The 24,876-nt window shown below is 58.4% G+C and carries 24 protein-coding genes; 16 read left to right on the top strand and 8 right to left on the bottom strand.

The window, feature by feature from the left end; genetic code table 11:
* The first annotated feature begins 14 nt into the window (after nt 1-14).
* The 6 genes from VWZ87_RS13765 to VWZ87_RS13740 all read left to right on the top strand — a co-directional run bounded on the left by VWZ87_RS13765 (nt 15) and on the right by VWZ87_RS13740 (nt 8,159).
* Nucleotides 15-689 carry a nucleotidyltransferase family protein gene (locus tag VWZ87_RS13765; RefSeq protein WP_416534360.1) on the top strand — a complete coding sequence of 225 codons (675 nt, stop codon included), beginning with the start codon at nt 15-17 and terminating at the stop codon, nt 687-689.
* Nucleotides 679-3,612 carry a double-strand break repair protein AddB gene (gene addB, locus VWZ87_RS13760; protein ID WP_416534359.1) on the top strand — a complete coding sequence of 978 codons (2,934 nt, stop codon included), beginning with the start codon at nt 679-681 and terminating at the stop codon, nt 3,610-3,612. Before VWZ87_RS13765 ends, addB begins: the two co-directional genes overlap by 11 nt.
* Nucleotides 3,609-6,977 (top strand): double-strand break repair helicase AddA, encoded by a 3,369-nt coding sequence (gene addA, locus VWZ87_RS13755; RefSeq protein WP_416534358.1) that lies wholly within the window; start codon nt 3,609-3,611, stop codon nt 6,975-6,977. Before addB ends, addA begins: the two co-directional genes overlap by 4 nt.
* A 62-nt stretch (nt 6,978-7,039) precedes the next feature.
* Nucleotides 7,040-7,360, top strand: a complete 321-nt coding sequence (gene trxA, locus VWZ87_RS13750; protein ID WP_340547099.1) for a thioredoxin — start codon at nt 7,040-7,042, stop codon at nt 7,358-7,360.
* 89 nt (nt 7,361-7,449) lie between these two features.
* Nucleotides 7,450-7,797, top strand: a complete 348-nt coding sequence (locus VWZ87_RS13745) for a Lin0512 family protein (protein ID WP_416534357.1) — start codon at nt 7,450-7,452, stop codon at nt 7,795-7,797.
* Nucleotides 7,794-8,159, top strand: coding sequence for a Lin0512 family protein (locus VWZ87_RS13740; RefSeq protein WP_340547101.1), 366 nt, complete (start codon nt 7,794-7,796; stop codon nt 8,157-8,159). Before VWZ87_RS13745 ends, VWZ87_RS13740 begins: the two co-directional genes overlap by 4 nt.
* Nucleotides 8,160-8,240: 81 nt before the next feature.
* Here the strand turns inward: VWZ87_RS13740 and VWZ87_RS13735 are convergent, their stop codons facing one another.
* Complete coding sequence (locus VWZ87_RS13735) at nt 8,241-8,435, bottom strand: DUF1127 domain-containing protein (RefSeq protein WP_340547102.1); 195 nt, start codon at nt 8,433-8,435, stop codon at nt 8,241-8,243.
* A gap of 416 nt (nt 8,436-8,851) precedes the next feature.
* On the opposite strand from VWZ87_RS13735, the gene hslV reads away from it, so the two are divergent.
* The 4 genes from hslV to VWZ87_RS13715 all read left to right on the top strand — a co-directional run bounded on the left by hslV (nt 8,852) and on the right by VWZ87_RS13715 (nt 13,041).
* Nucleotides 8,852-9,415, top strand: coding sequence for an ATP-dependent protease subunit HslV (hslV, locus tag VWZ87_RS13730; RefSeq protein ID WP_416534356.1), 564 nt, complete (start codon nt 8,852-8,854; stop codon nt 9,413-9,415).
* Between the two features lies 1 nt (nt 9,416).
* Entirely contained in the window at nt 9,417-10,487 is a 1,071-nt protein-coding gene (locus VWZ87_RS13725; protein ID WP_416534355.1) for a hypothetical protein, read from the top strand.
* 12 nt (nt 10,488-10,499) lie between these two features.
* On the top strand, nt 10,500-11,810 hold the full coding sequence (gene hslU / locus VWZ87_RS13720; protein WP_416534354.1) for an ATP-dependent protease ATPase subunit HslU: 1,311 nt from the start codon (nt 10,500-10,502) through the stop codon (nt 11,808-11,810).
* Between the two features lie 85 nt (nt 11,811-11,895).
* The gene (locus VWZ87_RS13715; RefSeq protein WP_416534353.1) at nt 11,896-13,041 is read left to right on the top strand and encodes an alpha/beta hydrolase; all 1,146 of its coding nucleotides are present in this window, start codon (nt 11,896-11,898) and stop codon (nt 13,039-13,041) included.
* A gap of 13 nt (nt 13,042-13,054) precedes the next feature.
* Here the strand turns inward: VWZ87_RS13715 and VWZ87_RS13710 are convergent, their stop codons facing one another.
* From VWZ87_RS13710 to VWZ87_RS13700, 3 genes are read right to left on the bottom strand one after another with little or no spacing between them, the layout of a single operon-like run.
* Complete coding sequence (locus VWZ87_RS13710; protein ID WP_416534352.1) at nt 13,055-13,657, bottom strand: Smr/MutS family protein; 603 nt, start codon at nt 13,655-13,657, stop codon at nt 13,055-13,057.
* Nucleotides 13,657-14,712, bottom strand: a complete 1,056-nt coding sequence (locus tag VWZ87_RS13705) for a murein transglycosylase A (protein WP_416534351.1) — start codon at nt 14,710-14,712, stop codon at nt 13,657-13,659. The genes VWZ87_RS13710 and VWZ87_RS13705 overlap by 1 nt, the downstream gene beginning before the upstream one ends.
* On the bottom strand, nt 14,709-15,365 hold the full coding sequence (locus tag VWZ87_RS13700) for a Tim44/TimA family putative adaptor protein (RefSeq protein WP_416534350.1): 657 nt from the start codon (nt 15,363-15,365) through the stop codon (nt 14,709-14,711). The genes VWZ87_RS13705 and VWZ87_RS13700 overlap by 4 nt, the downstream gene beginning before the upstream one ends.
* 115 nt (nt 15,366-15,480) lie before the next feature.
* Between VWZ87_RS13700 and VWZ87_RS13695 the strand changes: the two genes are divergently transcribed.
* Nucleotides 15,481-15,987 carry an FxsA family protein gene (locus VWZ87_RS13695; protein ID WP_416534349.1) on the top strand — a complete coding sequence of 169 codons (507 nt, stop codon included), beginning with the start codon at nt 15,481-15,483 and terminating at the stop codon, nt 15,985-15,987.
* Nucleotides 15,988-16,065: 78 nt separating this feature from the next.
* A complete protein-coding gene (gene secB / locus VWZ87_RS13690; RefSeq protein ID WP_340547111.1) occupies nt 16,066-16,560 on the top strand; it encodes a protein-export chaperone SecB in 495 nt (164 codons plus the stop codon).
* A gap of 92 nt (nt 16,561-16,652) precedes the next feature.
* Here the strand turns inward: secB and dnaQ are convergent, their stop codons facing one another.
* The 4 genes from dnaQ to VWZ87_RS13670 are packed head-to-tail and all read right to left on the bottom strand — an operon-like array spanning nt 16,653 to nt 19,402.
* Nucleotides 16,653-17,390, bottom strand: coding sequence for a DNA polymerase III subunit epsilon (gene dnaQ, locus VWZ87_RS13685; RefSeq protein ID WP_340547112.1), 738 nt, complete (start codon nt 17,388-17,390; stop codon nt 16,653-16,655).
* Complete coding sequence (coaE, locus tag VWZ87_RS13680; RefSeq protein ID WP_416534348.1) at nt 17,383-17,976, bottom strand: dephospho-CoA kinase; 594 nt, start codon at nt 17,974-17,976, stop codon at nt 17,383-17,385. Before coaE ends, dnaQ begins: the two co-directional genes overlap by 8 nt.
* Nucleotides 17,973-18,806, bottom strand: coding sequence for a shikimate dehydrogenase (locus VWZ87_RS13675; RefSeq protein ID WP_416534347.1), 834 nt, complete (start codon nt 18,804-18,806; stop codon nt 17,973-17,975). The genes coaE and VWZ87_RS13675 overlap by 4 nt, the downstream gene beginning before the upstream one ends.
* Complete coding sequence (locus VWZ87_RS13670; RefSeq protein ID WP_340547115.1) at nt 18,803-19,402, bottom strand: Maf family protein; 600 nt, start codon at nt 19,400-19,402, stop codon at nt 18,803-18,805. Before VWZ87_RS13670 ends, VWZ87_RS13675 begins: the two co-directional genes overlap by 4 nt.
* Nucleotides 19,403-19,807: 405 nt before the next feature.
* On the opposite strand from VWZ87_RS13670, the gene VWZ87_RS13665 reads away from it, so the two are divergent.
* The 4 genes from VWZ87_RS13665 (at nt 19,808) to mnmG (ending at nt 24,876) form a co-directional block, all read left to right on the top strand.
* The gene (locus VWZ87_RS13665) at nt 19,808-20,263 is read left to right on the top strand and encodes a CopD family protein (RefSeq protein ID WP_416534346.1); all 456 of its coding nucleotides are present in this window, start codon (nt 19,808-19,810) and stop codon (nt 20,261-20,263) included.
* Between the two features lie 131 nt (nt 20,264-20,394).
* A complete protein-coding gene (rho, locus tag VWZ87_RS13660) occupies nt 20,395-21,666 on the top strand; it encodes a transcription termination factor Rho (protein WP_416534345.1) in 1,272 nt (423 codons plus the stop codon).
* A 30-nt stretch (nt 21,667-21,696) separates the two neighbouring features.
* Nucleotides 21,697-22,989, top strand: coding sequence for a tRNA uridine-5-carboxymethylaminomethyl(34) synthesis GTPase MnmE (gene mnmE / locus VWZ87_RS13655; RefSeq protein ID WP_416534344.1), 1,293 nt, complete (start codon nt 21,697-21,699; stop codon nt 22,987-22,989).
* Between the two features lie 12 nt (nt 22,990-23,001).
* On the top strand, nt 23,002-24,876 hold the full coding sequence (gene mnmG, locus VWZ87_RS13650) for a tRNA uridine-5-carboxymethylaminomethyl(34) synthesis enzyme MnmG (RefSeq protein ID WP_416534343.1): 1,875 nt from the start codon (nt 23,002-23,004) through the stop codon (nt 24,874-24,876).

Raw genomic sequence — 24,876 nt, 5'->3', positions numbered from 1 at the left:
CCAGATATCCCGTCATGATCTTCGCCGCGGGCTTTGGCACCCGGATGCGCCATCTGACCGCAGATCAGCCAAAACCGATGATCCCGGTCGCTGGCCGTCCTTTGATCGATCGCGCTCTGGACATGGCACGAGAGGTTGCACCGACTGTGATAGTGGCCAACAGCCACTATAAGGGCGACATTCTGGCCCGCCACCTTGCCGACAGTGAAGTGGTGATCAGCCCCGAACAGCCACAAATCCTTGATACCGGGGGTGGACTGCGACAGGCCTTGCCGCTGCTCGGCGCACCAGACGGGCCGGTCTATACCGTGAATCCCGATGTGGTCTGGCGCGGGCCAAACCCGTTGCGCCTGCTAAGAGCTGCCTGGGATCCGGAACGCATGGACGCGCTGCTGGCCTGTATTCCCATTGCTCGTACCATAGGGCGCAGCGGTGGTGGCGACTTTCATACCGATGGTGACGGGCGCCTGCAGCGGGGCGGCGATCTGGTCTATGGCGGCGTACAACTTCTGCGCACCAACCGATTGGCAGAGATCGAAGAAACCGTCTTCTCACTGAACACACTTTGGGATCTGATGGCACAGGAGGACCGCCTGTTTGCGCTGGAATATCCCGGTCATTGGTGCGATGTCGGCACCCCCGAGGGGATCCCCCTGGCCGAGGAACTGATAGCCCAAGATGAGATTTGAGCCGCAAGACACGCCACGCCTCTTTGCCGTTCCCTGCGGCGTCGATTTCCCGCGCGCCCTTGTTGAGGGGCTAATCACACGCAGCCGAGCCGCACCACCGGAAGCGCTGGCGAAGGTGGAGCTGATCGTCAACACCTCCCGTATGGCGCGCCGGGTGCGGGATCTGTTTGACCAAGGGCCAGCGCTGTTGCTGCCCAAGATTTCTCTGCTCACGGATCTTGATATGCGCGCGACGCTGCGTGGTCTGCCGCCAGCATTGCCGCCGCTGCGGCGGCGACTTGAGCTGTCGCAGCTCATCGCCAAATTGCTGGATGCCCAGCCGGATCTGGCTGCGCGATCCTCGCTTTACGATCTCTCCGACAGTCTGGCAGCACTGTTCGACGAAATGCAGGGCGAAGGGGTCAGCCCTGACACCATTCGATCACTCGATGTCTCCGATATGTCGGGCCATTGGGCGCGTGCGCAGCAGTTCATCGCTATCGCAGATGAATTCGCAGAAACCCATGCAAACGCGATGGACGCGCAGGCCCGCCAGCGGCAGGTTGTGCTGGATCTGATCGAAGACTGGCAGGAGCAGCCGCCCGAACACCCTGTCATCCTCGCAGGTTCCACCGGATCGCGCGGCACCACACTGATGCTGATGGAGGCCATTGCGCGGCTGCCGCAGGGCGCCGTGATCCTGCCAGGATTTGATGACCAGCAGCCCCGGCATGTCTGGGAGCATCTTGATGACCCGCTGATGTCCGAGGATCATCCGCAATATCGGTCCTTCAAGATCATGCGCGATCTGGACATGACTGCGGATGACGTTCTCCCATGGGTTGCAACATCACCAGCCGCCGTTGCCCGTAACAGATTGGTATCCTTGGCGTTGCGCCCAGCGCCGGTCACCGATGCCTGGATGCGCGAAGGACCGGAACTGCGCGACATCGACCGGGCCACCGCCGAGATGACCCTGGTCGAAGCGCCCAACCCGCGTGCGGAGGCACTGGCGATCGCGCTGCGCCTGCGCCAAGCCGCCGAGGATGGTCAGACCGCCGCCCTCATCACACCGGATCGTATGTTGACTAGACAGGTGGCCGCAGCGCTGGATCGCTGGGATATTCTGCCGGATGATTCCGCCGGTCAGCCCTTGCAACTGTCACCGCCGGGCCGTTTTCTGCGCCATATTGCCGAGCTGTTCTGTAAACCGCTTACCTGCGATGCGCTGCTGACCCTGCTGAAGCATCCTCTCTGCCACGATGGGGCAGGGCGCGGCGATCACCTGCGCCACACCCGCGAGTTGGAACTGCGCTTGCGCCGCTACGGACCTCCCTTCCCGGATGCCGACAGCTTTGCCGCATTTGAAGTCGGGCGCGACCTGATGCCGGGATGGACCGGTTGGCTGTCCCAGTGCTTTGCCGACAAACCCATCAGCGGAACGCAGCCACTGTCCCGGTGGGTCGATACCCTGCGGCAGCTGGCAGAGGCGATAAGTCTGGGCAGTCAGGACGCTGCAAGCGGTGGCCTGTGGGACAAGAAAGCCGGCCGCAAGGCGCTGGAAATCATGGACAACCTGCGCGCCGAGGCTGGATATGGCGGCGAAATGACAGCTCGGGACTTTGCCGATCTCCTGCGGGCGCTGCTGTCGCAAGGTGAGGTCCGCGACCGGGATGCACCCTATGGCTCCATCCTGATCTGGGGCACGCTGGAGGCACGGGTGCAGGGCGCCGATCTGGTGATCCTCGGTGGCCTCAATGAAGGCAGCTGGCCAGAGGCAGCCACCCCCGATCCTTGGCTCAACCGCCAGCTTCGCCATCAGGCGGGCCTGCTGCTTCCTGAGCGGCGTATCGGACTGTCAGCCCATGATTTTCAACAGGCGGTCGCCGCCCCTCAGGTCTGGATGACCCGCGCCGAACGGTCGGATGAGGCGGATACGGTGCCGTCGCGCTGGCTCAACCGAATGACCAATCTGTTGTCCGGGCTGCCGGGGCAGGGCGGCCCGGCGGCACTGGCGGAGATGCGGGCACGCGGTCAGGAATGGCTCGGCTGGGCCGACGCGCTTGAGGCACCGGTACCGACAGATCCCGCAAAACGTCCAGCACCGCGCCCACCCGTTGCTGCCCGCCCGCGGCGCCTGACCATCACTGAAATCCCTCGGCTGATCCGCGATCCATACGCGATATATGCCAAGCATGTGCTGAAGCTGCGCCCACTCGATCAATTGGTACAGGAACCCGACGCCCTGCTGCGCGGCATCGTTCTGCACAAGATCCTGGAAGATTTCATCAAGGCCACTGTTGCCGACCCAAGCCAGCTGACGGTGCCAAATTTTCTCGCAATCGCCGCCTCTCATCTGGAAGCCAAGGTGCCCTGGGCCATCGCGCGCAGCCTCTGGCTGGCCCGGCTGGAACGTATCGCTGACGATTTCATTAATGGTGAGCGCCAGCGGCAGGCCAACGCACGCCCCTCCGGGTTCGAGGTCTCTGGTGCGGTACGGGTGGCACCGTTTGATTTTGAAATTGCTGGCACAGCAGATCGGATTGATGTGGATGAACGTGGAGGCCTGCATCTTTTTGACTATAAGACCGGCGATCCACCATCCGAGAACCAACAGAAAGCGTTCGAGAAACAGCTGCTGATTGAAGCTGCGATGGCGGAACGCGGCGCCTTTGATCGCTATGGTGAGGGCAGGGTGGAGCGCGCCATATTCCTTGGTCTCAAAAGCCCTCTGAAAGAGGTCGCAGCCCCGCTTCTGGACGAGCCTCCCGGCAAGGTTTGGGAGGAACTGAGCAAGTTGATCGGTGCATATTTTGAGCCTGATCAAGGATATAGCAGCCGTCGCATGGTGTTTCAGGACACTCAGACCGGCGATTATGACCATCTGGCGCGCTACGGCGAATGGGACCGAAGCGCAACGCCGGAACCGGAGATTCTGACATGACCGCCCGCGATGCCGCCTCCGAAGCGCAGTTCCGGGCCGCCCGCCCGGACGCCTCAACCTGGCTGGCTGCAAACGCCGGGTCAGGCAAGACCAAGGTGCTGACCGACCGGGTGGCGCGCCTGTTGCTGCGCGGCGTGCAACCCCAGCATATCCTCTGTCTGACCTATACCAAAGCCGCCGCCAGCGAGATGCAGAACCGGCTGTTCAAGCGGCTTGGTGAATGGGCCATGCTCGGCGATGAGGCGTTGACCACGGCGCTTACGGAGCTGGGTGCGCAGGATGTAATCTCTGCGGAGGGAATGGCGCAGGCCCGCACCCTGTTCGCGCGCGCAATCGAGACACCCGGTGGACTGAAGATCCAGACAATCCACTCCTTCTGCGCCTCATTGCTGCGGCGTTTTCCGCTGGAGGCAGGCGTCAGTCCGCAGTTTTCAGAGATGGATGACCGCGCGGCAGTACTGCTGCGGGCCGAGGTTGTGGAGGCGATCGCAGAAAGCGCCGATCGGTTTGAGGCTGATCTGATTGGTAAGCTGGCCCGGCAAGTGACAGACAGCGATTTCGAGACTCTGACCGCTGCCATATGTCAACGCCGGTCTGATTTTGATGCGCCACTCGATCGAGCAGGGCTTTTGACGCTGTTTGATCTGCCTGAAGGATTTGACACTGGTGCGTTGGAAGACGGCGTGTTTCTCGGGGGTGAAGGGGATCTTCTGGCGCGAACCTGCACCATGCTGGAGCAAGGCAGCAGCACGGATATCAAGGCAGCAGCCAAGCTGCGCAAGATAACGGAGCCAACCTGTGCGGACCTGCCGATTCTTGAGTCAGTTTTTCTGACGGGGGCGGCAGCCAAAGCACCCTTCAGTGCCAAGATCGACGCCTTTCCCACTAAGAAGCTGCGCGAAAACAACGTTGCGCTGATGGACCAGCTGGAACCGCTGATGCGACGTGTCGAGGCCGCACGCGCCCAGCGTCTTGCCTTGGCTGCGGTCGATAAATCGCTGGTTTTGCACGATTTTGCTGCGGTATTCCTGCCTGAATATGATCGCCGCAAACAGCTGCGCGGCTGGCTGGATTTTGACGATCTGATCCTGAAGGCCCGGCAGCTGTTGAATGATCCGGCTGTTGCGGCCTGGGTTCTTTACCGATTGGACGGCGGGATTGACCACATCCTCGTCGATGAGGCTCAGGACACCAGCCCGGTGCAATGGGATGTCATCGAAAAACTGGCCCAAGAGTTCACCGCCGGCGAGGGCGCACGATCCGACGTCGAGCGAACCATTTTTGTTGTCGGTGACAAGAAACAATCAATCTACTCATTCCAGGGGGCCGATCCTGACGCCTTCGACCGAATGCAGGCTGAGTTTGCCGACCGGCTAGCGGAAACAGGCAGCGCATTGCAGAATGCAGCGCTGGAGTTCTCCTTTCGCTCCTCCGCAGCGATCCTGGGGCTGGTCGATCTGGTGTTCAAGGACAGCCCTGGCGCAGGTTTTCACCGTGACGCGCTGCACCGCGCGTTCAAATCAGAACTGCCAGGACGGGTCGACCTCTGGCCCGTCGTCGACAAGATCGACACAGAAGAAGAGCGTGACTGGACCGATCCGGTAGATCGCCCCGGCGCCCGCCACCACACGGTCATTCTGGCCGAGCAGATCGCCAATACCATCAAGGAGATGATCGACAACAAGGTCACGCTACCCGAGGATGGCCCTGAGCGCGGCAGCTTTCAGCGCCGCCCGGTACAAGCAGGTGACTTTCTCATTCTGGTGCAGCGCCGGTCCGAATTATTTTCGGAGATCATCCGTGCCTGCAAAAAGGCTGAACTGCCTATTGCCGGTGCGGACCGACTGAAAATCGGGGCCGAGCTGGCGGTAAAGGATCTGGCCGCTTTGCTGTCATTTCTCGCCACGCCAGAGGATTCGCTGTCACTGGCCGCCGCCCTCAAATCACCTTTGTTTGGTTGGAACGAACAGGCCCTGTTCGATCTGGCTCACCGTCGTGAGGGCGGCAGCTACCTCTGGACCGCTCTGCGCGACCGGGCGGCGGAATATCCAGACACGATGGCAATTTTGGACGACCTGCGCGGCCAGACCGATTTTCTGCGCCCTTATGACCTGATCGAACGTATCCTGACGCGCCACGGTGGTCGTCAGCGCCTGCTCGGCCGATTGGGGCCCGCGGCGGAGGATGGCATCAACGCCCTGCTCAGCCAGGCGCTCGCCTACGAGCGCACCGATATCCCGAGCCTCACCGGGTTTCTGGTTTGGATGCAGGCCGATGATCTGGAAATCAAACGCCAGATGGGGGCGGCGGGCAATATGATCCGGGTGATGTCAGTGCATGGATCCAAGGGGCTGGAAGCGCCGATCGTGATCCTGCCCGACACAGCCAAACGCAAGCCGCCACGCGACGATGAAATCATGCGCGCCGAGGCCGGGCCGATGTGGAAACTGCCCAGCGCCCTGATGCCGCAAGTGATGCACGGCGCCCGTGAAGCGGCGCAGGACAAGGCCAGAAACGAACGGCTGCGACTGCTCTATGTGGCGCTGACACGGGCCGAAAAATGGCTGATCGTCGCCGCTGCCGGCGAGCTGTCCAAAGACGGTGACAGCTGGTACCAGATGGTTGAGCGCGCGTTGAGAGAAGCAGGTGCCAGCCCTTACCAGACCAGCTATGGTGAGGGGCTGCGCCTGCAACACGGCGATTGGGACGGGCTGCCGTTTCATTCTGCAGCGCCGGTCGTCCCTCTCCAGCCGCAGCTGCCGGATGTGTTCCGACATGCACCACCCCCCTACACGCCGCCCGTGCCAACGCTAAGCCCATCGGATCTCGGCGGAGCGAAGGCCTTACCGGGCGATCTGGGCCAGGATGAAGAAGCGGCCAAGGCGCGCGGCAGCCGACTCCACAGATTGCTGGAACATCTGCCCGGCACCGGCAAGGAGATGTGGCCGCAACTGGCTGAGACGCTGCTGGCAGGTCACGAAGACACCGCTGAACTATTGGCTGAGGCGACGCGGGTCCTGACCACACCGGAATTGCAGGAGATCTTTGCCCCGGATACCCTGGCAGAGGTCGCCGTATCAGCGGATCTGGATGGTCGCAGGATCCACGGCGTGATTGATCGGCTGATTGTCACCCCAAAACGTGTGCTGGCAATTGATTTCAAATCGAATGCCACTGTGCCGAGCCGTCCTGAGACCTGCCCGGAGGGGCTGTTGCGGCAGATGGGGGCCTACGCCCATGCTCTGGCCACGCTCTATCCGGATCGGCAGATCGAGACGGCTTTGCTCTGGACCCGCACTGCGTCGCTGATGGCCTTGCCACACGATATTGTGTCATCCGCCCTTAAGCGCCGCGAGATACCTTGACGATCCGTTAAGCCGTTCATAGGTTCACAGCCGAACTGCCACACTCTTAGGGAGACATGCCCATGTCCACCGTCGCCGTAACCGATGCCACTTTTGACGCCGAAGTGAAAAATTCCGAAGTCCCCGTTGTGGTGGATTTCTGGGCCGAATGGTGCGGTCCCTGCAAACAAATCGGCCCCGCTCTGGAAGAGCTGGCCGCTGAGTATGGCGACAAGGTGAAGATCGCCAAGGTCGATGTAGACAGCAACCCGAACTCCGCAGCGGCCATGGGCGTGCGCGGTATTCCTGCGCTGTTCATCTTCAAGGACGGTCAGGTCGTGTCCAACCGCTCAGGTGCGGCCCCCAAGGCTGCTTTGCAGAGCTGGATCGACGAGTCGATCTAAGACCGCCGGTAGGCCGAAGAGATCAGAGGCGTCCCATCGGGGCGCCTTTTTTATGGTTAGGTTTCAACCCAATGGACAGGAGCCGCATCATGGCTGAAACACGGGTACTGGTCGAATTTGGCATGGGCACGTCGCTGCGGCGAAATGACTATACCGAGGCCGCCAAACGAGCAATCAGAGACGCGCTCTGGCATAACTCCGTCAATGTTGCGGAGCTATTCGATTTCCCCAAGGAAGCAATGCGAATCCGCGCTGAAATCGGCGTGCAGAACCCTGAGGCCGTAGATCGGGCGGCGCTTTGTGAGATCTTTCCTTATGGTACACCAGACATCCACGTGAGCGAGGGAGGGCTTGATATTGACAAGCCGGGCGGCGGCAAGACCGTCATCGCCAACGCCGCCATCATCGTTTCATTTGATATGGAGCCGATTGCATGACTGAGAAACGCATTATTCTGGAGATGGGAACCGGCAACGATCTCTACGGGCAGGACTACACCAAAGCCGCCCGGCGCGCCGTGCAGGACGCGCTGCACCACTCATCAATCACGCTATTTGCTAAATTGGGCATTGATCATGCCGAAATGCGTGTCGAGGTTACCATCGGCGTTCAGGAACCGGATAAGGTAGATTGCGATCTGGTGGCAGGCGATCTGCCCCGCGGGCGTGCGACAGTGCGCGCCGTACACGGAGGGCTGGATGTGGTTGATGATGCCGATGGCGGCAAACATGTTATTGCAACCGCCGCTATTGAGGCTTGGCTCCCGGATCAGGCAGGGCGCTACCGGCTACGCTCCTGATGGCCTAGTGATCCTACGCAAAAGAAAAAGCCGCCTTGGAAGGAGCGGCCAAATCATCTTTGTGACTGAGGATGAGCGTCCTCAGATCTTTGCGATATCCGCGCGGGTCAGACCGATGTCTTCCAGCTGCGTATCGGTCAGCGCGGACAGAGCCTTGCGGGTGTCACGTGCTTCTTTCCAAGCCACGATCGAAGACTTGGCGTTGTAGACTGCGTCCACCAGGCGGAGTACGGTGACTGCTCCGAGCGGCGCATGGATGTTTGCGGTGGTAGCCATTTGCGCATTCCTTATGAGAACCAGCCGACACCATGTCGGTTGTGAGCCTCATGTAGGGTGGCCTGCCGAGTCCCACAATTGCCGGTTCGACAGCTCCGAATTGCAGTTTTTGCATAGCATGAATTTCGGGCACTTTGCCCAGATAAAGGCAACTCTCCCAGCGCGTTCCAGTCGTGACGAACACCTGTTCCATTTCACCTGAACAGAATACCCGCATCAGGGCGCAAATTGTCGGCTCTGCGATGATCATCAGATGACCACTTGTGAAAACCGTCCGGTCGGTCGTTGCAAGAAGATCATAGCCAGGGCGTGGGCAGGGCGCCTATTCGCTTGATCCCCGGCACCCGCAGCGGATAGCACCCGGTTGAGGTACAAAAGACCAGTGCCCATATAGGCCTGGAAACAAGGAGAACACGATGGCAGACGATCAATTCCCGGGCTGGCACGGTACGACAATCATCGGCGTGAAGAAGGATGGCGAGGTCGTCATTGCCGGCGACGGGCAAGTTTCCCTTGGGCAGACCGTGATCAAGGGAACGGCGCGCAAGGTCCGCCGCCTGTCGCCCGGAGGTTTCGATGTCGTCGCGGGTTTTGCCGGCTCCACTGCCGATGCCTTCACCTTGCTTGAGCGGCTTGAAGCCAAGCTTGAGGCCACCCCCGGTCAACTCGCACGTGCCAGCGTGGAATTGGCCAAGGACTGGCGCACCGACAAATATCTCCAGAAACTGGAAGCGATGCTGATCGTGACCGACGGGACAGATATGTTTGTGATCACCGGCGCCGGGGATGTGCTGGAGCCAGAACATGATGTTGCCGCCATCGGATCGGGTGGAAATTTCGCGCTGGCCGCTGCCCGCGGCATGATGGACAGTGACCGCAACGCCGAAGCCGTGGCCCGTGACGCAATGGCCATCGCGGCTGATATCTGCGTTTACACCAATGGACGTCTGACAGTCGAACGGATCAGCCAGAAGGACTGATATGAGCCATATCGATCAAAACGACATTCGGGCTGCGGTTGGTGCCGGCCTTCTGAGCGAGGCGCAGGCCGCCTCGCTTATGGCGCTGGCCCACAGCAGACGCGGTGCGCGTGAAAATCTGGCACCGGGTGATGAGCCGTTTGAGCTGTTCAAAGGGTTCAATGAGATCTTCATCGTGATCGGTTTGATCATTCTGTCGACGGGCTGGGCCGCTGCTACCGGTATTTCCATGGCCGAAGGGTTGGGCGGGCTGGTTGAGAAAGCCACCATGTCCTCCATCATCGGCGCGGTCGTGCTTTGGCTGCTGAGCGAATATTTCATCCGTCGTCGTCGCATGGTGGCGCCGGCGATTGCACTGTCGATCCTCTGGACGCTGAATGCAGGCGTCGGACTTACGGCTGAATTTTCGCAGGTGTTCATGGTCATGCAAGGTGACTATGGCAGCCTGCCCTTGCCCCTCGGGCTGACAACGGTTGCCATCGCGGTCTACTGGCTGCGCTTTCGGGTCCCTTTTGCCATGGCTCTGATCGCTCTTGGTGTCTTTGCGCTGGCCCTGATGCTGGCCGCAAATCAGTCGGGCAGCCTGACGGGCATTGGCGATCTCTTCCTGCTTTCTGCGTCGGGCCCGTTTGCCTGGGTGACATTGCTGGTTGGTCTCGCTGTGTTTGCCGTCGCAATGATGTTTGACCTGAGCGACCCGCATCGGGTCACACGACGCTCTGCGCAGGGCTTCTGGCTGCATGTTGTTGCGGCGCCGGCGCTGGTTAATACGATCGCGCTCAGCCTGCTTAACAGCGGCACCTCCGAGGCCAATCTGGCGCTGATGGCAGTGCTGTTTGCATTTGCCGTGGTCGCGATCATCATTGACCGGCGCTCATTTCTGATTGCGGCCATCGGCTATAGCGTCACCCTCGCGGCGACAGTGTTTGACGGCGATGGCGCTGCGACCACCATTCTCGTGCTGGGCCTGTTCCTGGTGATCCTCGGCGCGTTCTGGGCGCGGATCCGGGCCCTGCTGATTTCCCCCCTCTCACGGGTGCTGCCGCTTGACCGGCTGCCGCCCGCCCACTGAAACGGACCCCTCATGACTGATCTCACCCCTCGCGAAATCGTTTCCGAACTTGATCGCTTTATCATCGGCCAGACCGATGCAAAGCGTGCCGTTGCCGTCGCGCTGCGCAATCGCTGGCGTCGCAAGCAGCTGGGCGATGATCTTCGGGATGAAGTCTATCCCAAGAACATCCTGATGATCGGGCCCACCGGCGTCGGCAAAACAGAGATTTCCCGTCGTCTGGCCAAACTGGCCCGCGCGCCGTTTATCAAGGTCGAGGCGACAAAGTTCACCGAGGTCGGTTACGTCGGCCGCGACGTAGAGCAGATCATCCGTGATCTGGTGGATATCGCCATTGTTCAGACCCGCGAACACATGCGTGAGGACGTCAAGGCCAAGGCCCGCCAAGCGGCGGAGGAGCGAGTCATCCAGGCCATCGCCGGCGAGGATGCCCGCGACGCCACCCGCGAGATGTTCCGTAAAAAGCTTAAAGCCGGCGAGCTGGACGATACTGTCATCGAACTGGATGTCGCCGACAGCTCGAACCCGATGGGTTCCATGTTCGAAATACCCGGTCAGCCCGGTGGCAACATGGGGATGATGAACCTTGGCGATCTGTTCGGCAAAGCTATGGGTGGTCGGACGACCCGCAAGAAAATGACCGTCGCAGACAGCTACGACATCCTGATTGGTGAGGAAGCGGACAAGCTGCTTGACGACGAAACCCTCACCAAGGCGGCGCTGGAGTCCGTTGAACAGAACGGGATCGTCTTCCTGGATGAGATCGACAAGGTCTGCGCACGTCAGGATGCGAGGGGCGGCGATGTCAGCCGAGAAGGTGTGCAACGTGACCTGCTGCCGCTGATCGAGGGAACGACCGTTTCGACCAAACATGGCCCGGTGAAGACCGACCATATCCTGTTCATTGCCTCCGGTGCGTTTCACATCGCGAAACCCTCCGACCTGCTGCCAGAATTGCAGGGCCGACTGCCAATCCGCGTGAACCTGCGTGCCCTGAGCGAGAAAGACTTCGTCCGCATTCTGACCGAAACCGACAATGCGCTCACTCTGCAATATACGGCGCTTCTGGGGACAGAGGATGTCAACGTGAGCTTCACCGACGATGGCATCGCATCACTCGCCAAGATCGCGGCCGAGGTGAATCAGACGGTCGAGAACATCGGGGCGCGGCGACTCTATACCGTGATCGAACGTGTCTTTGAGGAGCTGTCTTTCAGCGCGCCGGATCGGTCGGGTGAAACGGTCGTTGTAGATGCTGCTTTTGTCCGCAAGAACCTCGGTGAATTGACCAAATCGGCTGATGTCAGCCGCTATGTGCTTTAACGGTCGTCAGGGCATCTGCCCGATCTGTGGACATAGCGGCAGGCCGCCAGTAGCCTGCCGCTATTGTTAATAGATGGCCCCTCGCATGAATTTTTCACGAGTCCTGTTCAGCATCAGCATGGTTCTGATCGTGGCAGCAGGCTGCACCGACAGATCCTTTACCCCAACTGTGCCGGAAGCCTTGGAAATCGGCAAAGCCAAGACCATTTTTGGCGCAACGACACGTCGGCCCCTTCCAAATGGAACCTATGGCGCGGAGCGATCCGATACGCTGCGCCTACTGGAACTGACGGTCTCAATCCCACCGAACCATTCACCGGGACAGCTGGATTTTGCCTATGCTGAACCCGATCCCGAAACGCAATTCACCATGGCGGGCCGGGAAGAGGTTGCCGATATGGCGGAACTGAACAATCGCGTCGCGCGGGAGCTGGATAACTACCCGGTTGGGGAGCGTGATATCACCGTATTTGTGCATGGGTTCAACTCCACCCAGGCTGAAACGGCGTTCCGGGCTGCTCAGCTGAGCAACGATATCAATATCCCCGGCGCCACGATCATCTATTCCTGGCCCAGCCAAGGAAACCCGCTGGGCTACGCCTATGATGGCGATAGCGTATTGTTTGCACGTGACGGGTTGGAGCAGCTCCTGCGCAATCTGGAGCCTGGCGCGTCAAACCGCGTCGTTCTGGTCGCCCATTCCATGGGATCGCAGCTGGTGATGGAAACCATGCGCCAGATGGAAATTAAAACACCAGGCTGGAGCAGCAAGAACCTCGGCGCGGTGATCCTGATGTCCCCGGATCTCGACGTTGAGGTTTTCCGCAGTCAGATGCGCCGCATTGACCCGGTTCCACAGCCCTTCGTCGTCATGGTTTCGCGCAAGGATAACGTATTGAACCTGTCGCAGCGACTGCGCGGAACACATAACCGCGGTCGGCTTGGCAATCTGAAATCACTGGACGATGTCTCTGAGTTGCCGATCGAAGTGGTCGACACCACCGCCTATGCCGATACGGCGGAATCCGGGCATTTCGTAGCCGCGACCTCGCCGGCAGTGCTGTCGATCTTGAATTCAGCCCGCCAGACCGCAGCAGCCTTTGACCGTGACGCCGTGTCGATTCAGCGGCTGTTCCCCGGTCGTTTGGTTGTCGAAAAGGAAGACAACGCGGTCGAAATCACGCTTTCGGAAAACTATCAGGCCAATGTGTATCGCGGTGAAGATCGCTGAGGCAGTCCACCAATCAGCGATGTCGCCGAAGATAGATGTAATAGGCACCGCCACCACCATGGCTGACATGGGCCGGGGTCACCTGAAGTACGACCTGCGACAGTGGCGGCAGTGACAGCCACTGCGGTACCTGATGACGCAGGACGCCACGCGGAACAGGCATCGGTCCGGGTTCATCTCGATCTTTGCCTTTTCCGGTGATCACCAGAACCAGCCGCTTGCCCGCAGAATGGGCTGACAAGACAAACCGAACCAGCGCAGGGTGGGCTGCATCGACCCGCATTCCATGCAAGTCCAGCTTCCCCTCCGGTTTCAGCTTGCCACGTTTCATCTTGCGGTAGGCTTTGCCATCCATCTGCATCGGCGCAGAAATCAGCCCCCTTGTCACACTGGGCTTAAGATCATGTCTGGTCGGCTGGGATATGGCTTTGGAACCCAGTTCAAACAGCTCTGGCGTGAACCTCTCCTGCGGTGGCAGAGGCGATTTGCTCGGCCTGGGCTTGGGCAGGGGAGCGGTGGCTGGCGCAGTACGTGTTTTAGGGTGCAGCCGCTCGGCCTGACGCGCCACCCGGTGCCAGAGGTCTATTTCTTCGGAGGTCAGTTTGCGGCGGCTCATCAGAAATCCCCCGGCAATAGCGCATAGGCTCGCTGGATCGGAAGCAGCACCACCATGCGACCGGGATCACGTAGCTTGCCAGCTTCGATCCCCGCCTCATCTCCGCTGCCAAAGAACACATCGGCCCGCTGCGCGCCCTTTATGGCGGAGCCGGTGTCCTGCGCAATCATCAAGCGCCGCATAGGTTTAGCACCATCCTTTTCCAGCCAGACCGGTGCCCCCAGTGGCGTATATTTCGGATCAACAGCCAGGCTGCGCAATGTGGTCACCGACCGGTTCATCGCGCCCAGCGGGCCGGCAGAGGCTGGAATACGGCTCACCTCACGGAAGAACACATAGGAGGGGTTGTGCATCAGCAAATCCTCGCCGGCGAGCGGATTGCGCCGCACCCAGCGTTTGATCACCGCAGCGCTGACCTGATGGATATTATAAATCCCACGGCGAACCAATTCGGTGCCAATGGATCGATATTCATGACCATTGGCGCCGCCATAGCCAACCCGGATCGAGGAGCCATCCGACAGGCGAATTCGGCCGGATCCTTGGATTTGAAGAAAAAACAGCTCGACCGGATCATCGACCCAGGCGATCTCCAGCCCGCGCCCTTCCATGATGCCGCTTGTCAGAAGTTCGCGCCGTGTCAGCCATTGGCTGGAGTTGCGCGCCTCCGGCGGCTGCCGGTAGACCGGATACCGATACCGGGAGCTGGGCCTGCGCGCGCCTGACAGCTCAGGTTCGAAGTAACCGGTAAACAACGCCGGCGTGCCATCCTCGATCAGGACAGGGCGGAAAAGCAGCTGGAAGAACCCGCGCGCAGATTGCGGATCCTGTTCACGCGCAAGCGCACAAAGCGCGCGCCAATCCGGATCGTCCAAATCGCGGCAGGTCTGCAGGAAGGCGCCGAGCGCCTCCTCATGATCGTCCTCCGCCCAGCCTTCAAGCTGAGCAAAGGACAACATTGTATAGGTCGTTTCTGCCTGCCCGCCCTGCGGGAACAAATATGCGCCAGCCCCAAGGGCCAGCGCACAGAGTGCCCGCCGGAGCCCGTGCATCATGCGTCCGTGGCGACCAGATGCCAGTTCGGATCCGCACTGCCCATGGTGCGGCCAAAGACCCAGGTGTCCTTCTGGCGTTTCAGCGCCTTGGGATCGCCCTCGACGATATCACCGCCACGGTCCCGCACGACGGAGGTCAGTTCCGCGACAAACCTCATGGTGATTTCTGCATTGCCTGTAGCCGGATCAAAGCTGGTATCGGTCAAGGTCGTTTCACGCACGCCGACAAATTCCGCCTCGATGGTCAGCCCCTGATCTTCGCGGTGCGAAACAGCGGTGACAAAGCTCTCAAAGACATCGGGCGCGAGGAACGGTTCGATTTCGTCCAGATCCCCTCGTTCAAACGCCATCAGGATCATCTCGTAGGCACCGCGAGCGCCCTGCACAAAATCCCGTACCTCAAAGGAGGGTTCGGCTTTCTTCATTGCGGCAAGGTCTTTGGCCTGCGAACTATCCTCAGGGACATAGTCAATGATGTCATGGTCCGGCCCACCTTCGATTACCTCGAGCTCAGGACGGCGGCTCTGGCGATCTGATTGAGGCAGGGCCGGCTTTTCGAACCCTTCACGGGTGCCAAGAACGCTCTTCAGGCGCAGGATCAAAAACACGGCAATACCGGCCAAAACCAACAGCTGAATCACGGGCGACTCCATAACAACCTCTACGGTAGATGTTCATGCTTCGTTTGAAACTAAAGCGTTCCAACCTTATGTAGGTGACGGGTCGGCGCAAGTCCACCGTCCCGCGCAAGTTCTGAGGAAACCCCGCATGTATCTTTTTCTGGCCTTCCTGATGGTTCCGATCATCGAAATCGCACTTTTTATTCAGGTCGGTGGCGCGATTGGCCTGTGGCCCACGCTGGCCATTGTGGTCCTGACAGCGGTTTTGGGAACCTGGCTGGTGCGAACGCAGGGTAGGCTGGCATTGGGCCAATTGCGCACGTCTTTTGAACGGTTGAATGACCCCACGGAACCTCTCGCGCATGGTGCGATGATCCTCGTTGCCGGCGCGCTGTTGCTGACACCTGGATTTTTCACTGATGCAGTCGGCTTTGCATTGCTTGTCCCGCAGATCCGTATGGCCGTCTACCGATACCTGCGTTCCAAAGTGACGGTTGCACGGTTCCAAATGGGTCCTGGGAGCATGCAGGGGCGCGATTACCCCGGCGGTCACTCCTCCGGTAGGCCCGGCGATATCATTGACGGCGACTACGAGGACGTCACTCGGGATAGACCGCGCAATGGCCCGTCCGGTTGGGTCGATGACAAGAGGTAAGCGGCTCGCGTGACACCCCGTTGAGATACGTGCGCCAAGCTGCTAAGCACAGGCGAAACATAGTTTAGGAGTAGCTTCATGGCCGAAAACGGCGCAACAGAAGGCGTGCAGCAGCCGCAAGTCCAGATGAATATCCTGGGTCAATTCATCCGCGATATGTCGTTTGAAAACGTCATGGCGCAAAAAGGCGTCGGCGCCGACGCTAAGCCCGATGTGAGCGTACAGGTTGCGCTTGATGCAAAGAAGCGTCAGGCCGAAAATCAGTATGAAGTCATGACCAAGCTGAACATCGAATCCAAGGACAAGGAGGGCAATGCTGTCCTGTTCGTTCTGGAACTGGAATATGTCGGCATCTTCAACATTGTCGGCGTGCCGGAAGACCAGCTGCATCCGTTCCTGCTGATCGAATGCCCCCGCATGTTGTTCCCGTTTCTGCGCCGCATCGTCTCTGACGTGACCCGCGACGGTGGTTTCCCGCCGCTGAACCTCGACAATATCGACTTCGTCGCGATCTATCGCAACGAGTTGGCACGTCGTCAGGCCGACGCAGCTGCCGCCGACAAACCGCAGTAAGCATCATACAGCGGCGTCCTTGGCCCGCTGACAAAAAACGCCGCTGGGAAACCGCGGCGTTTTTTGGCTGGCAGTCGCGCGGGCGCGGGGGGTCAGCTGCCGGAGCTGTTCCACAGTGCTCCGTCACCCATCTTCGCAACAAACGCGTCATGCGCCTCCTGTTCTTCTGCGGTAAGTCGTGCGGGCAGGGGTGTCGGCCTTGCCGTAGGGCGCCAGTCCTCTGTTATCACAGTCCCGCTGCGCGCCTTATCGCTTGATGCTGAAAGGCCGAAATCGGGCTGCCGACCACCAATCAGTTCAAGATAGACATCTGCCAGAATCTCGGAGTCGAGCAGCGCGCCATGCAACGTACGATTGCTGTTGTCGATATTGAACCGACGGCAGAGCGCATCCAGTGTCGCCGGCGACCCAGGAAAGCGCTTGCGCGCTATGGCAAGCGTGTCAATTGCCTGATCCATCGGCAGTTTTGGCAGGCCCATCCAGTCCAGCTCGGCATTCAGGAATTTCATGTCGAATGCGGCGTTGTGGATGACCATTTTGGAATCCCGCACGAAATCCAGAAATTTCTGCCCGACTTTCGAAAATACCGGTTTGTCGCGCAATGTCACCGCACCGGGGCCGGGTTGTTGTGGCGGTTCAAGAAGATCCGGCCCGATGCCGTGCACCTTGAACGCGTCCTGCGGCATGGAACGTTCGGGGTTGATATAGACATGAAAGGTTTCGCCCGTTGGCATGTGATTGAGCAACTCAACCGCACCGATCTCGACGATGCGGTCGCCAGAAAACGGATCAAATCCTGTTGTCTCGGTATCAAGGACGATTTCACGCATCTGCAACCTGCTTTCTGATCTGGGCGAGGATGGCGCGCACCTGATCGCGCGCATGGTCGGGCGTATCGGTCTGGATCAGAAAATCCGACCGCGCTTTCTTTTCCTCTATCGGCATTTGTTTCTGAAGGATCTGTTCAAATTGCTCAACCGACATTGTGCCGCGCTCCATGACCCGGCTGCGCTGCGTCTGAGCGTCGATCCACACGCAGGCCACCGCATCCATACCTGCGTCACCCCCGGTTTCAAACAGCAGGGGAATATCGAAGACCAGAACATCATGCGACGACGATGCTCTGAAAGCCTCGCGGTCAGCGGCGACAAGCGGATGCACGATTGCTTCGATGCGGGGCAGGGCGCTTGCATCGCCGGCGATGATCTCACGCAGACGTGCCCGGTCGACCCGCCCGCCGGTGATGGCCGTCGGGAACAGCGCGCCAATCGGCGCAACCGCAACTCCATCTGCATCGTATAGGCGATGAACGGCTGCGTCGGCATCCCAGACCGCACATCCTTCATCGGCAAAAATCTGCGCGGTTGCGCTCTTTCCCATTCCGATGGATCCGGTTAGCCCCAGTGCAAAGCTCATGCCAACGCGGCCTCACGTGTGGCTTCATCGACCTCCGGTCGTTTGCCAAACCACCGTTCGAACCCTGGTACAGCCTGATGCAACAGCATCCCCAAACCATCTACCGTGGTACAGCCGATATCCTCAGCCCATTTCAGCATTTCCGTCTTCAGCGGAGTATAGACCAGATCGGTCACAACCGTGCCGGGGCGCAGGCCATCCAGCGGCACTCGCAGGCGCGGCTTTCCGATCATTCCCAGTGAGGTCGTATTCACGAGCAGCGCGGCCTGTTCGACGACGTTGCCAACCTGCACCCAATCCACCACCTGGATCCGCGATCCGAACTCACTGCGAAACTGGTCTGCCCGCTCCCGCGTTCGATTGCTGAGCAGGATCTCGGGGACGCCAGCTTCCAACAGGGAGGCAATCACGGCACGGCTGGCGCCGCCAGCGCCAAAGACGACCGCCGGACCTGATGCTGGATCCCAGTCAGGAGCGGATTGATGCAGATTGGTAATGAAGCCATATCCGTCTGTATTATCTGCCAGGATTGACCCATCAGGTCGGAAGATCAACGTATTGGCCGCGCCGATCAATGTCGCACGATCCGTCACCTGATCGGCGATATCCATGATCTTCTCTTTATGAGGAATTGTGACGTTGGCCCCAACAAATCCCATCATTGGCAGGCTGCGCACAACAGTTTCCAGCTGATCGGCTTCAACATGCAGCGGAACATAGTGACCGGCAATGCCATGCGTTCTAAGCCAATGGCCATGGACCAGTGGCGACCGCGAATGCGCCACTGGATTGCCAATCACACCAGCCAGAGGGATGCGTGCGTCGCTCATTGTTCTATCACTCCCTGCAGGGCCAAATAGTTGAGCAGCTCGAGGAGGGGTAACCCAAGAACATTGAAGTAGTCCCCTTCGATCGTGCTGAACAACCGCACCCCTTCTTCCTCAAGTTTATATCCGCCAACAGCATGGCGGATACTGTCCCAGTTACGCGCCACATAACCGCGAAGATAGGCATCCGAGCTGGACCGCATCCGCAATCGCACCTGCCCAACATGCCGCCACATCGGTTGACCATCGCGGTAGATGACCGCAGCGGACAGTAACATATGTCGCTGACCCCGCATTATTTTCAGCTGCGCAAAAGCTTCATCCGAATCTTTTGGTTTTGATAACAATTTTCCATCAAACTCGAGCACCTGATCACAGCCCAATACAAGGGCCCCGGGATACTTGGCACTGACTTTGCGCGCCTTCGCTTCTGCCAGCGTATCGGCGATGTCCCGCGGCTTGGCCTCCTCGGCCAGGAGCGCGGATTTGATGGCCTCCTCGTCGATGCGGGCGGCGGCAACCTCGAAAGGAACGCCGGCCTGTCGCAGGAGCTGGGCGCGAATTTGTGACCCAGAGGCCAGAACGATGTGGGTAGACATGTGGAAAACCCCGTGGGCAAGAGTGTGGTGGGCCTTGGACGGTTTGTATGAAATTTCGGCCATTTCGCAAGCCGTGGAGAACCTCAAAATCCCCATTTGCTTGCCGGCAGATTCGCCCTGAGAGGATAGGGATAACTTCCAAATCGTGGATATCTCAGTTGCTCCGGTTTCACCCCAAGCTTATCCCCACGTCAAACTTAGCTTACCGGCACAGTATTCCTGTTGTTTTTATGGCCTGCCGGCAAGAGTCATCATGTCGCTGGGGGTAAAGCTGGTAAGTTATCCAGAGCAGGGATAAGCCAGTGGATGAGTCAGTTATCCACCGTATTTCAGGTGCACTACTAAAACATCATCCTTTTAAAATACTTATATTTTAAGGGGAGAGAGGGAACCGAGAGGCCGACCATGGATCTGAGCGATCTACTGTTTGAAATTTACCCCTACGCCAAATCGCTGCACATCATGGCCGTGATCAGCTGGATGGCTGGTCTCTTCTATCTACCGCGTCTTTTTGTCTATCACGTGGAACAGGCGGAGAAGGTGCCAGAGAGCCTTCCGATTTTTGTCATGATGGAGGAGAAGCTGCTTCGTATCATCATGCGGCCCGCCATGTACGTCAGCTGGGCAGCAGGCCTCGTAATGGTGTTTACGCCGGGGTTGGTGGACTGGAACGCTATCTGGCCCTGGAGCAAGGGCCTGAGCGTTCTGGGGATGACCTGGTTCCATCACTGGCTGTTGTTCCGTCACCGGGACTTCGCAAACGGGCAGAACACCCGAACCGGTCGCAGCTATAGAATGATGAATGAGGTCCCGACGCTGCTGATGGTGGTCATCGTCATATCAGTCATTTTCAAGTTCTGAGCGGGGGTTTGACTCAAACGGGAACACCCCTTATGTATGCGCCCTAACGGGCCCGTCCGGGCACTCGTGTCTTCCTTATACCTATGACACCGCTCCCCAGTTAACAGGGGGAGAATAAAGGCCGTATATATATGACCGTTCAATCCCTGAACCTTTCCGATCTGAAGGCAAAAAGCCCCAAGGATCTTCTGTCCATGGCTGAAGAGCTTGAGATCGAAAACGCCTCCACGATGCGCAAGGGCGAGATGATGTTCCAGATCCTGCGTGAACGCGCAGATGAAGGCTGGGAAATCGCCGGCGATGGCGTGCTTGAGGTACTGCAAGACGGCTTTGGTTTTCTGCGCTCTCCTGAAGCGAATTACCTGCCGGGTCCTGATGACATTTATGTCTCGCCTGACATGATCCGTCAGTATGCGTTGCGGACGGGCGATACCGTTGAGGGTCAGATTAAGTCGCCGCTGGAAAACGAGCGCTATTTTGCGCTGACAAATGTTACCAAGATCAACTTTGAAGATCCCGAAAAAGCGCGCCACAAGATCGCCTTTGACAACCTGACGCCGCTCTATCCTGATGAACGGCTGAAGATGGAGATCGAAGACCCAACCATCAAGGACCGGTCTGCCCGTGTGATCGATCTGGTTTCGCCGATCGGTAAAGGTCAGCGTTCTCTTATCGTGGCACCGCCGCGGACCGGTAAAACGGTGATCCTGCAGAACATCGCGCATTCCATCGCGAAGAATCATCCTGAGTGTTACCTGATAGTTCTGCTGATCGACGAACGTCCGGAAGAAGTCACAGATATGCAGCGGTCGGTGAAAGGTGAGGTTGTCTCCTCAACCTTCGACGAACCAGCGACCCGGCATGTTGCCGTATCCGAGATGGTGATTGAAAAAGCGAAGCGTCTTGTTGAGCATAAACGAGATGTTGTGATTCTTCTCGACTCCATCACAAGACTTGGTAGGGCCTTTAACACTGTGGTGCCATCGTCTGGTAAGGTTCTGACAGGTGGTGTCGATGCAAACGCCCTGCAGCGCCCGAAACGATTCTTTGGTGCGGCGCGGAATATCGAAGAAGGCGGTTCGCTTACCATCATCGCCACCGCATTGATTGACACCGGCAGCCGTATGGACGAGGTGATCTTTGAAGAATTCAAAGGTACCGGTAACTCGGAAATCGTCCTTGATCGTAAGATTGCGGACAAACGCGTCTTCCCGGCAATTGATATTCTCAAGTCGGGTACTCGGAAAGAAGACCTCCTCGTTGATAAGGGTGACCTGGCCAAGACATTTGTCCTTCGCCGTATCCTCAACCCGATGGGGACCACTGACGCAATCGAGTTTCTGTTGTCTAAGTTGAAGCAAACAAAGACAAATTCTGAATTCTTCGACTCAATGAACACCTAATACCCGGGCCGGCACGAAAGGAAGGTTCCGATGGACACGATCTTTGCGCTGGCCTCCGCTCAGGGGAAGGCCGGCGTTTCGGTTATTCGATTGTCAGGTCCTCAGGCGATCAACACCGCTTCTGTTATCAGTGGCGGTGCTTTGCCGTGTCCTGGGCGTAGTCTGCGGGTGATTTCCGATCAGGCTGGCGCTCGGATTGATGAGGCATTGATCCTGACATTTGCCGGCCCCAACAGCTTTACCGGTGAGGATACGGTTGAATTCCAGGTTCATGGAAGTACAGCTGTTGTAACCGCGATGCTTGAGCTTCTGGGTAGGTTCGATGATGTGCGCCTTGCGGATCCGGGCGAATTCACTCGGCGTGCGCTCGAAAATGGTAAGCTGGACCTTTCTCAAGTTGAAGCGCTGGCGGATCTTATCGAGGCTGAGACGGATGCTCAGCGTGTCCAGGCGCAAGCCGTTCTCGCCGGCGGCTTGGCAGACCTGGCCGAGCGGTGGCGCAAGGATCTCATTCGCGCGGCCTCACTTATTGAAGTGACCATTGATTTCGCTGATGAAGATGTCCCTGTCGATGTAACCGCCGAGGTTGCGGGGCTGCTCGCCGGTGTAGCTGCTGATTTGCAGCCGCAGATTTCAGGTGTTCAGATTGCTGAACGTATTCGGAATGGATTCGAAGTTGCTATTGTCGGCGCGCCGAATGTCGGAAAATCGACTTTGCTCAATGCGCTCGCCGGCCGTGAGGCGGCTATTACTTCTGAATATGCGGGTACGACGCGTGATGTGATCGAGGTCCGGATGGATCTGGCGGGTCTCCCTGTGACGCTACTCGACACCGCCGGCTTACGGGAGACTGACGACCATGTTGAAGGGATCGGTATCAAACTTGCAAAGAAGCGCGCTCAAGAAGCAGACCTTCGCGTATTTCTGACCGACGATCCTGCTGCTATTGATATCGACATCGAGCCTGACGATATTGTGGTGGTTCCAAAAGCCGACCTGGCCGAAGAACATCAGGATATGCTGGCGATATCTGGAAAAACCGGGCAGGGCGTCGAGGCTTTGATAGTGGCTATCACCGATATCCTACAGAGCAGGGCCGGAAAAGCTGGCATTGCAACGCGTGCGCGTCACAAGGAAGCGATGCGAACCGCATCTGATCGTCTAAACTCGGCGCAGATGATCTTAGCTGGTGGACCTGAATACTATGATGTCGCAGCGGAGGATATCCGGTCTGCTATCCGTGCTTTGGAGATGCTTGTGGGACGGGTGGGTGTTGAGAACCTACTGGACGAAATATTCTCAAGTTTCTGCTTGGGGAAATGAGGAGTGTTTCACGTGAAACATCCAGATTATGATGTGATTGTTGTTGGCGGTGGTCATGCCGGCACGGAGGCTGCACATGCAGCAGCCCGCATGGGTGTGAGGACCGCACTCGTGACCCTGACCGAGGACGGCATCGGTGTGATGTCCTGTAATCCCGCCATCGGCGGATTGGGGAAGGGGCATCTTGTCCGCGAGATAGACGCCCTTGATGGCGTCATGGGGCGCGTTGCGGATAAGGCAGGTATCCAGTTTCGACTGCTGAACAGACGTAAAGGCCCTGCGGTTCAGGGGCCGAGAGCGCAATCCGATCGTAAAATCTACCGCCTGCAAATGCTCGCCGAAACTCAGGCACAGTCCAATCTGGATATCGTCATCGGTGAAGTTATCGACTTTCTTATGACCGGTGACCGCATTCAGGGTGTGCGTCTCGCCGATGATAGTGAAATATTCAGCCAGGCCGTGATCCTGACTTCAGGCACGTTTTTAAGAGGCGTCATTCATATCGGGGACGTCTCCAGGCCCGGCGGCCGAATGGGTGATAAGCCCTCAGTGCGGCTTGCAGAGCGGCTGGACAGTTTTGATCTTCGCCTGGGAAGATTGAAAACCGGCACTCCGCCGCGACTGGATGGTCGGACAATCGCTTGGGATAGACTTGAAGGCCAACCTGGAGATGAAGATCCCACTCTGTTCAGCTTCCTGAGTAAGTCAATTTCAGCGCCTCAAGTGGTGTGTGGGATCACACACACCAATGAAAACACACATGATATCATCCGGGATAATCTTGCCAGATCTGCGATGTATGGTGGGCATATTGAAGGGGTAGGGCCCAGATATTGCCCATCCATCGAAGATAAAATTGTGCGCTTTGCCGATAAGACAAGCCATCAGATCTTTCTTGAGCCGGAAGGTGCGGATGATCATACCGTTTATCCAAACGGCATCTCAACGAGCCTGCCGGTGGATGTCCAAGAGCGCTACGTGCGCTCGATAGTCGGATTGGAAGAAACCGAAATACTCCAGCCAGGATATGCAATTGAGTATGACTATGTCGATCCTCGCGCGCTTGGGTTGGATCTGGCGCTGAAATCGCATCAAGGCTTGTATCTAGCCGGCCAGATCAATGGCACGACGGGTTATGAGGAAGCTGCAGCTCAAGGGTTAGTGGCTGGTCTGAACGCGGCGCGCTATGCAAAAGGAAACGATCCGGTCACATTCAGTCGCTCTGAAAGCTATATAGGCGTGATGATCGATGATCTGACAACCAATGGCGTAACTGAGCCCTATCGCATGTTCACATCGCGGGCTGAGTTTCGTCTTTCACTTCGCGCCGATAATGCTGATCAACGGCTGACAGGTATTGGCATCGAGTTGGGTTGCGTGGGAGAACGCCGTCACGCTGCCTTCTCCAAAAAAATGGAGAAGCTTGAGGCTGCGCGGGATGTGATGGATAGCCGTCAATTCACGCCAAAGGAGATCAACGAGGCCGGCGTAACTGTGAACCAGGACGGGAACCGGCGAACTGCCACGGATGTGCTGGCGTTCCCGAATGTCGTTTTTGAAGATATCCTGCGCTTGCTTCCCGAGTTGGAGCAGTGCGAGGAGCCTATTCGCCGACAGATCGAGCGGGACGCTCTCTATGCGAATTATATCCTCCGTCAGAAGCGAGAGATCGAGGCGATGAAGCGAGATGAAGGATATCTTATTCCCGCTGACTTTACCTATGATTTCGAAGGGCTTTCGAACGAGTTGCGCGGAAAGTTGGAGCGATCAAGACCTGAAACCCTCGCGCAAGCTGGTCGTGTGGATGGTATGACACCAGCTGCGCTCGCTTTGATCCTTGCCAGGCTCCGGCGTGGCAGTACTGTGACCCAGGGTAGGACCGCCTGA

This window comes from Phaeobacter sp. JH20_37, from assembly GCF_048056015.1.
Taxonomy (GTDB): Bacteria; Pseudomonadota; Alphaproteobacteria; order Rhodobacterales; family Rhodobacteraceae; genus Phaeobacter; species Phaeobacter bryozoorum.
The sequence above is the reverse complement of the archived record's forward strand: the minus strand, read 5'-3'. Positions and strand labels throughout refer to the sequence as shown.

Coding starts and splice junctions, on each gene's coding strand:
- VWZ87_RS13765 (WP_416534360.1), top strand. CDS start 15: ATGATCTTCGCCGCGGGCTTTGGCACCCGGATGCGCCATCTGACCGCA.
- addB (WP_416534359.1), top strand. CDS start 679: ATGAGATTTGAGCCGCAAGACACGCCACGCCTCTTTGCCGTTCCCTGC.
- addA (WP_416534358.1), top strand. CDS start 3,609: ATGACCGCCCGCGATGCCGCCTCCGAAGCGCAGTTCCGGGCCGCCCGC.
- trxA (WP_340547099.1), top strand. CDS start 7,040: ATGTCCACCGTCGCCGTAACCGATGCCACTTTTGACGCCGAAGTGAAA.
- VWZ87_RS13745 (WP_416534357.1), top strand. CDS start 7,450: ATGGCTGAAACACGGGTACTGGTCGAATTTGGCATGGGCACGTCGCTG.
- VWZ87_RS13740 (WP_340547101.1), top strand. CDS start 7,794: ATGACTGAGAAACGCATTATTCTGGAGATGGGAACCGGCAACGATCTC.
- VWZ87_RS13735 (WP_340547102.1), bottom strand. CDS start 8,435: ATGGCTACCACCGCAAACATCCATGCGCCGCTCGGAGCAGTCACCGTA.
- hslV (WP_416534356.1), top strand. CDS start 8,852: ATGGCAGACGATCAATTCCCGGGCTGGCACGGTACGACAATCATCGGC.
- VWZ87_RS13725 (WP_416534355.1), top strand. CDS start 9,417: ATGAGCCATATCGATCAAAACGACATTCGGGCTGCGGTTGGTGCCGGC.
- hslU (WP_416534354.1), top strand. CDS start 10,500: ATGACTGATCTCACCCCTCGCGAAATCGTTTCCGAACTTGATCGCTTT.
- VWZ87_RS13715 (WP_416534353.1), top strand. CDS start 11,896: ATGAATTTTTCACGAGTCCTGTTCAGCATCAGCATGGTTCTGATCGTG.
- VWZ87_RS13710 (WP_416534352.1), bottom strand. CDS start 13,657: ATGAGCCGCCGCAAACTGACCTCCGAAGAAATAGACCTCTGGCACCGG.
- VWZ87_RS13705 (WP_416534351.1), bottom strand. CDS start 14,712: ATGATGCACGGGCTCCGGCGGGCACTCTGTGCGCTGGCCCTTGGGGCT.
- VWZ87_RS13700 (WP_416534350.1), bottom strand. CDS start 15,365: ATGGAGTCGCCCGTGATTCAGCTGTTGGTTTTGGCCGGTATTGCCGTG.
- VWZ87_RS13695 (WP_416534349.1), top strand. CDS start 15,481: ATGTATCTTTTTCTGGCCTTCCTGATGGTTCCGATCATCGAAATCGCA.
- secB (WP_340547111.1), top strand. CDS start 16,066: ATGGCCGAAAACGGCGCAACAGAAGGCGTGCAGCAGCCGCAAGTCCAG.
- dnaQ (WP_340547112.1), bottom strand. CDS start 17,390: ATGCGTGAAATCGTCCTTGATACCGAGACAACAGGATTTGATCCGTTT.
- coaE (WP_416534348.1), bottom strand. CDS start 17,976: ATGAGCTTTGCACTGGGGCTAACCGGATCCATCGGAATGGGAAAGAGC.
- VWZ87_RS13675 (WP_416534347.1), bottom strand. CDS start 18,806: ATGAGCGACGCACGCATCCCTCTGGCTGGTGTGATTGGCAATCCAGTG.
- VWZ87_RS13670 (WP_340547115.1), bottom strand. CDS start 19,402: ATGTCTACCCACATCGTTCTGGCCTCTGGGTCACAAATTCGCGCCCAG.
- VWZ87_RS13665 (WP_416534346.1), top strand. CDS start 19,808: ATGGATCTGAGCGATCTACTGTTTGAAATTTACCCCTACGCCAAATCG.
- rho (WP_416534345.1), top strand. CDS start 20,395: ATGACCGTTCAATCCCTGAACCTTTCCGATCTGAAGGCAAAAAGCCCC.
- mnmE (WP_416534344.1), top strand. CDS start 21,697: ATGGACACGATCTTTGCGCTGGCCTCCGCTCAGGGGAAGGCCGGCGTT.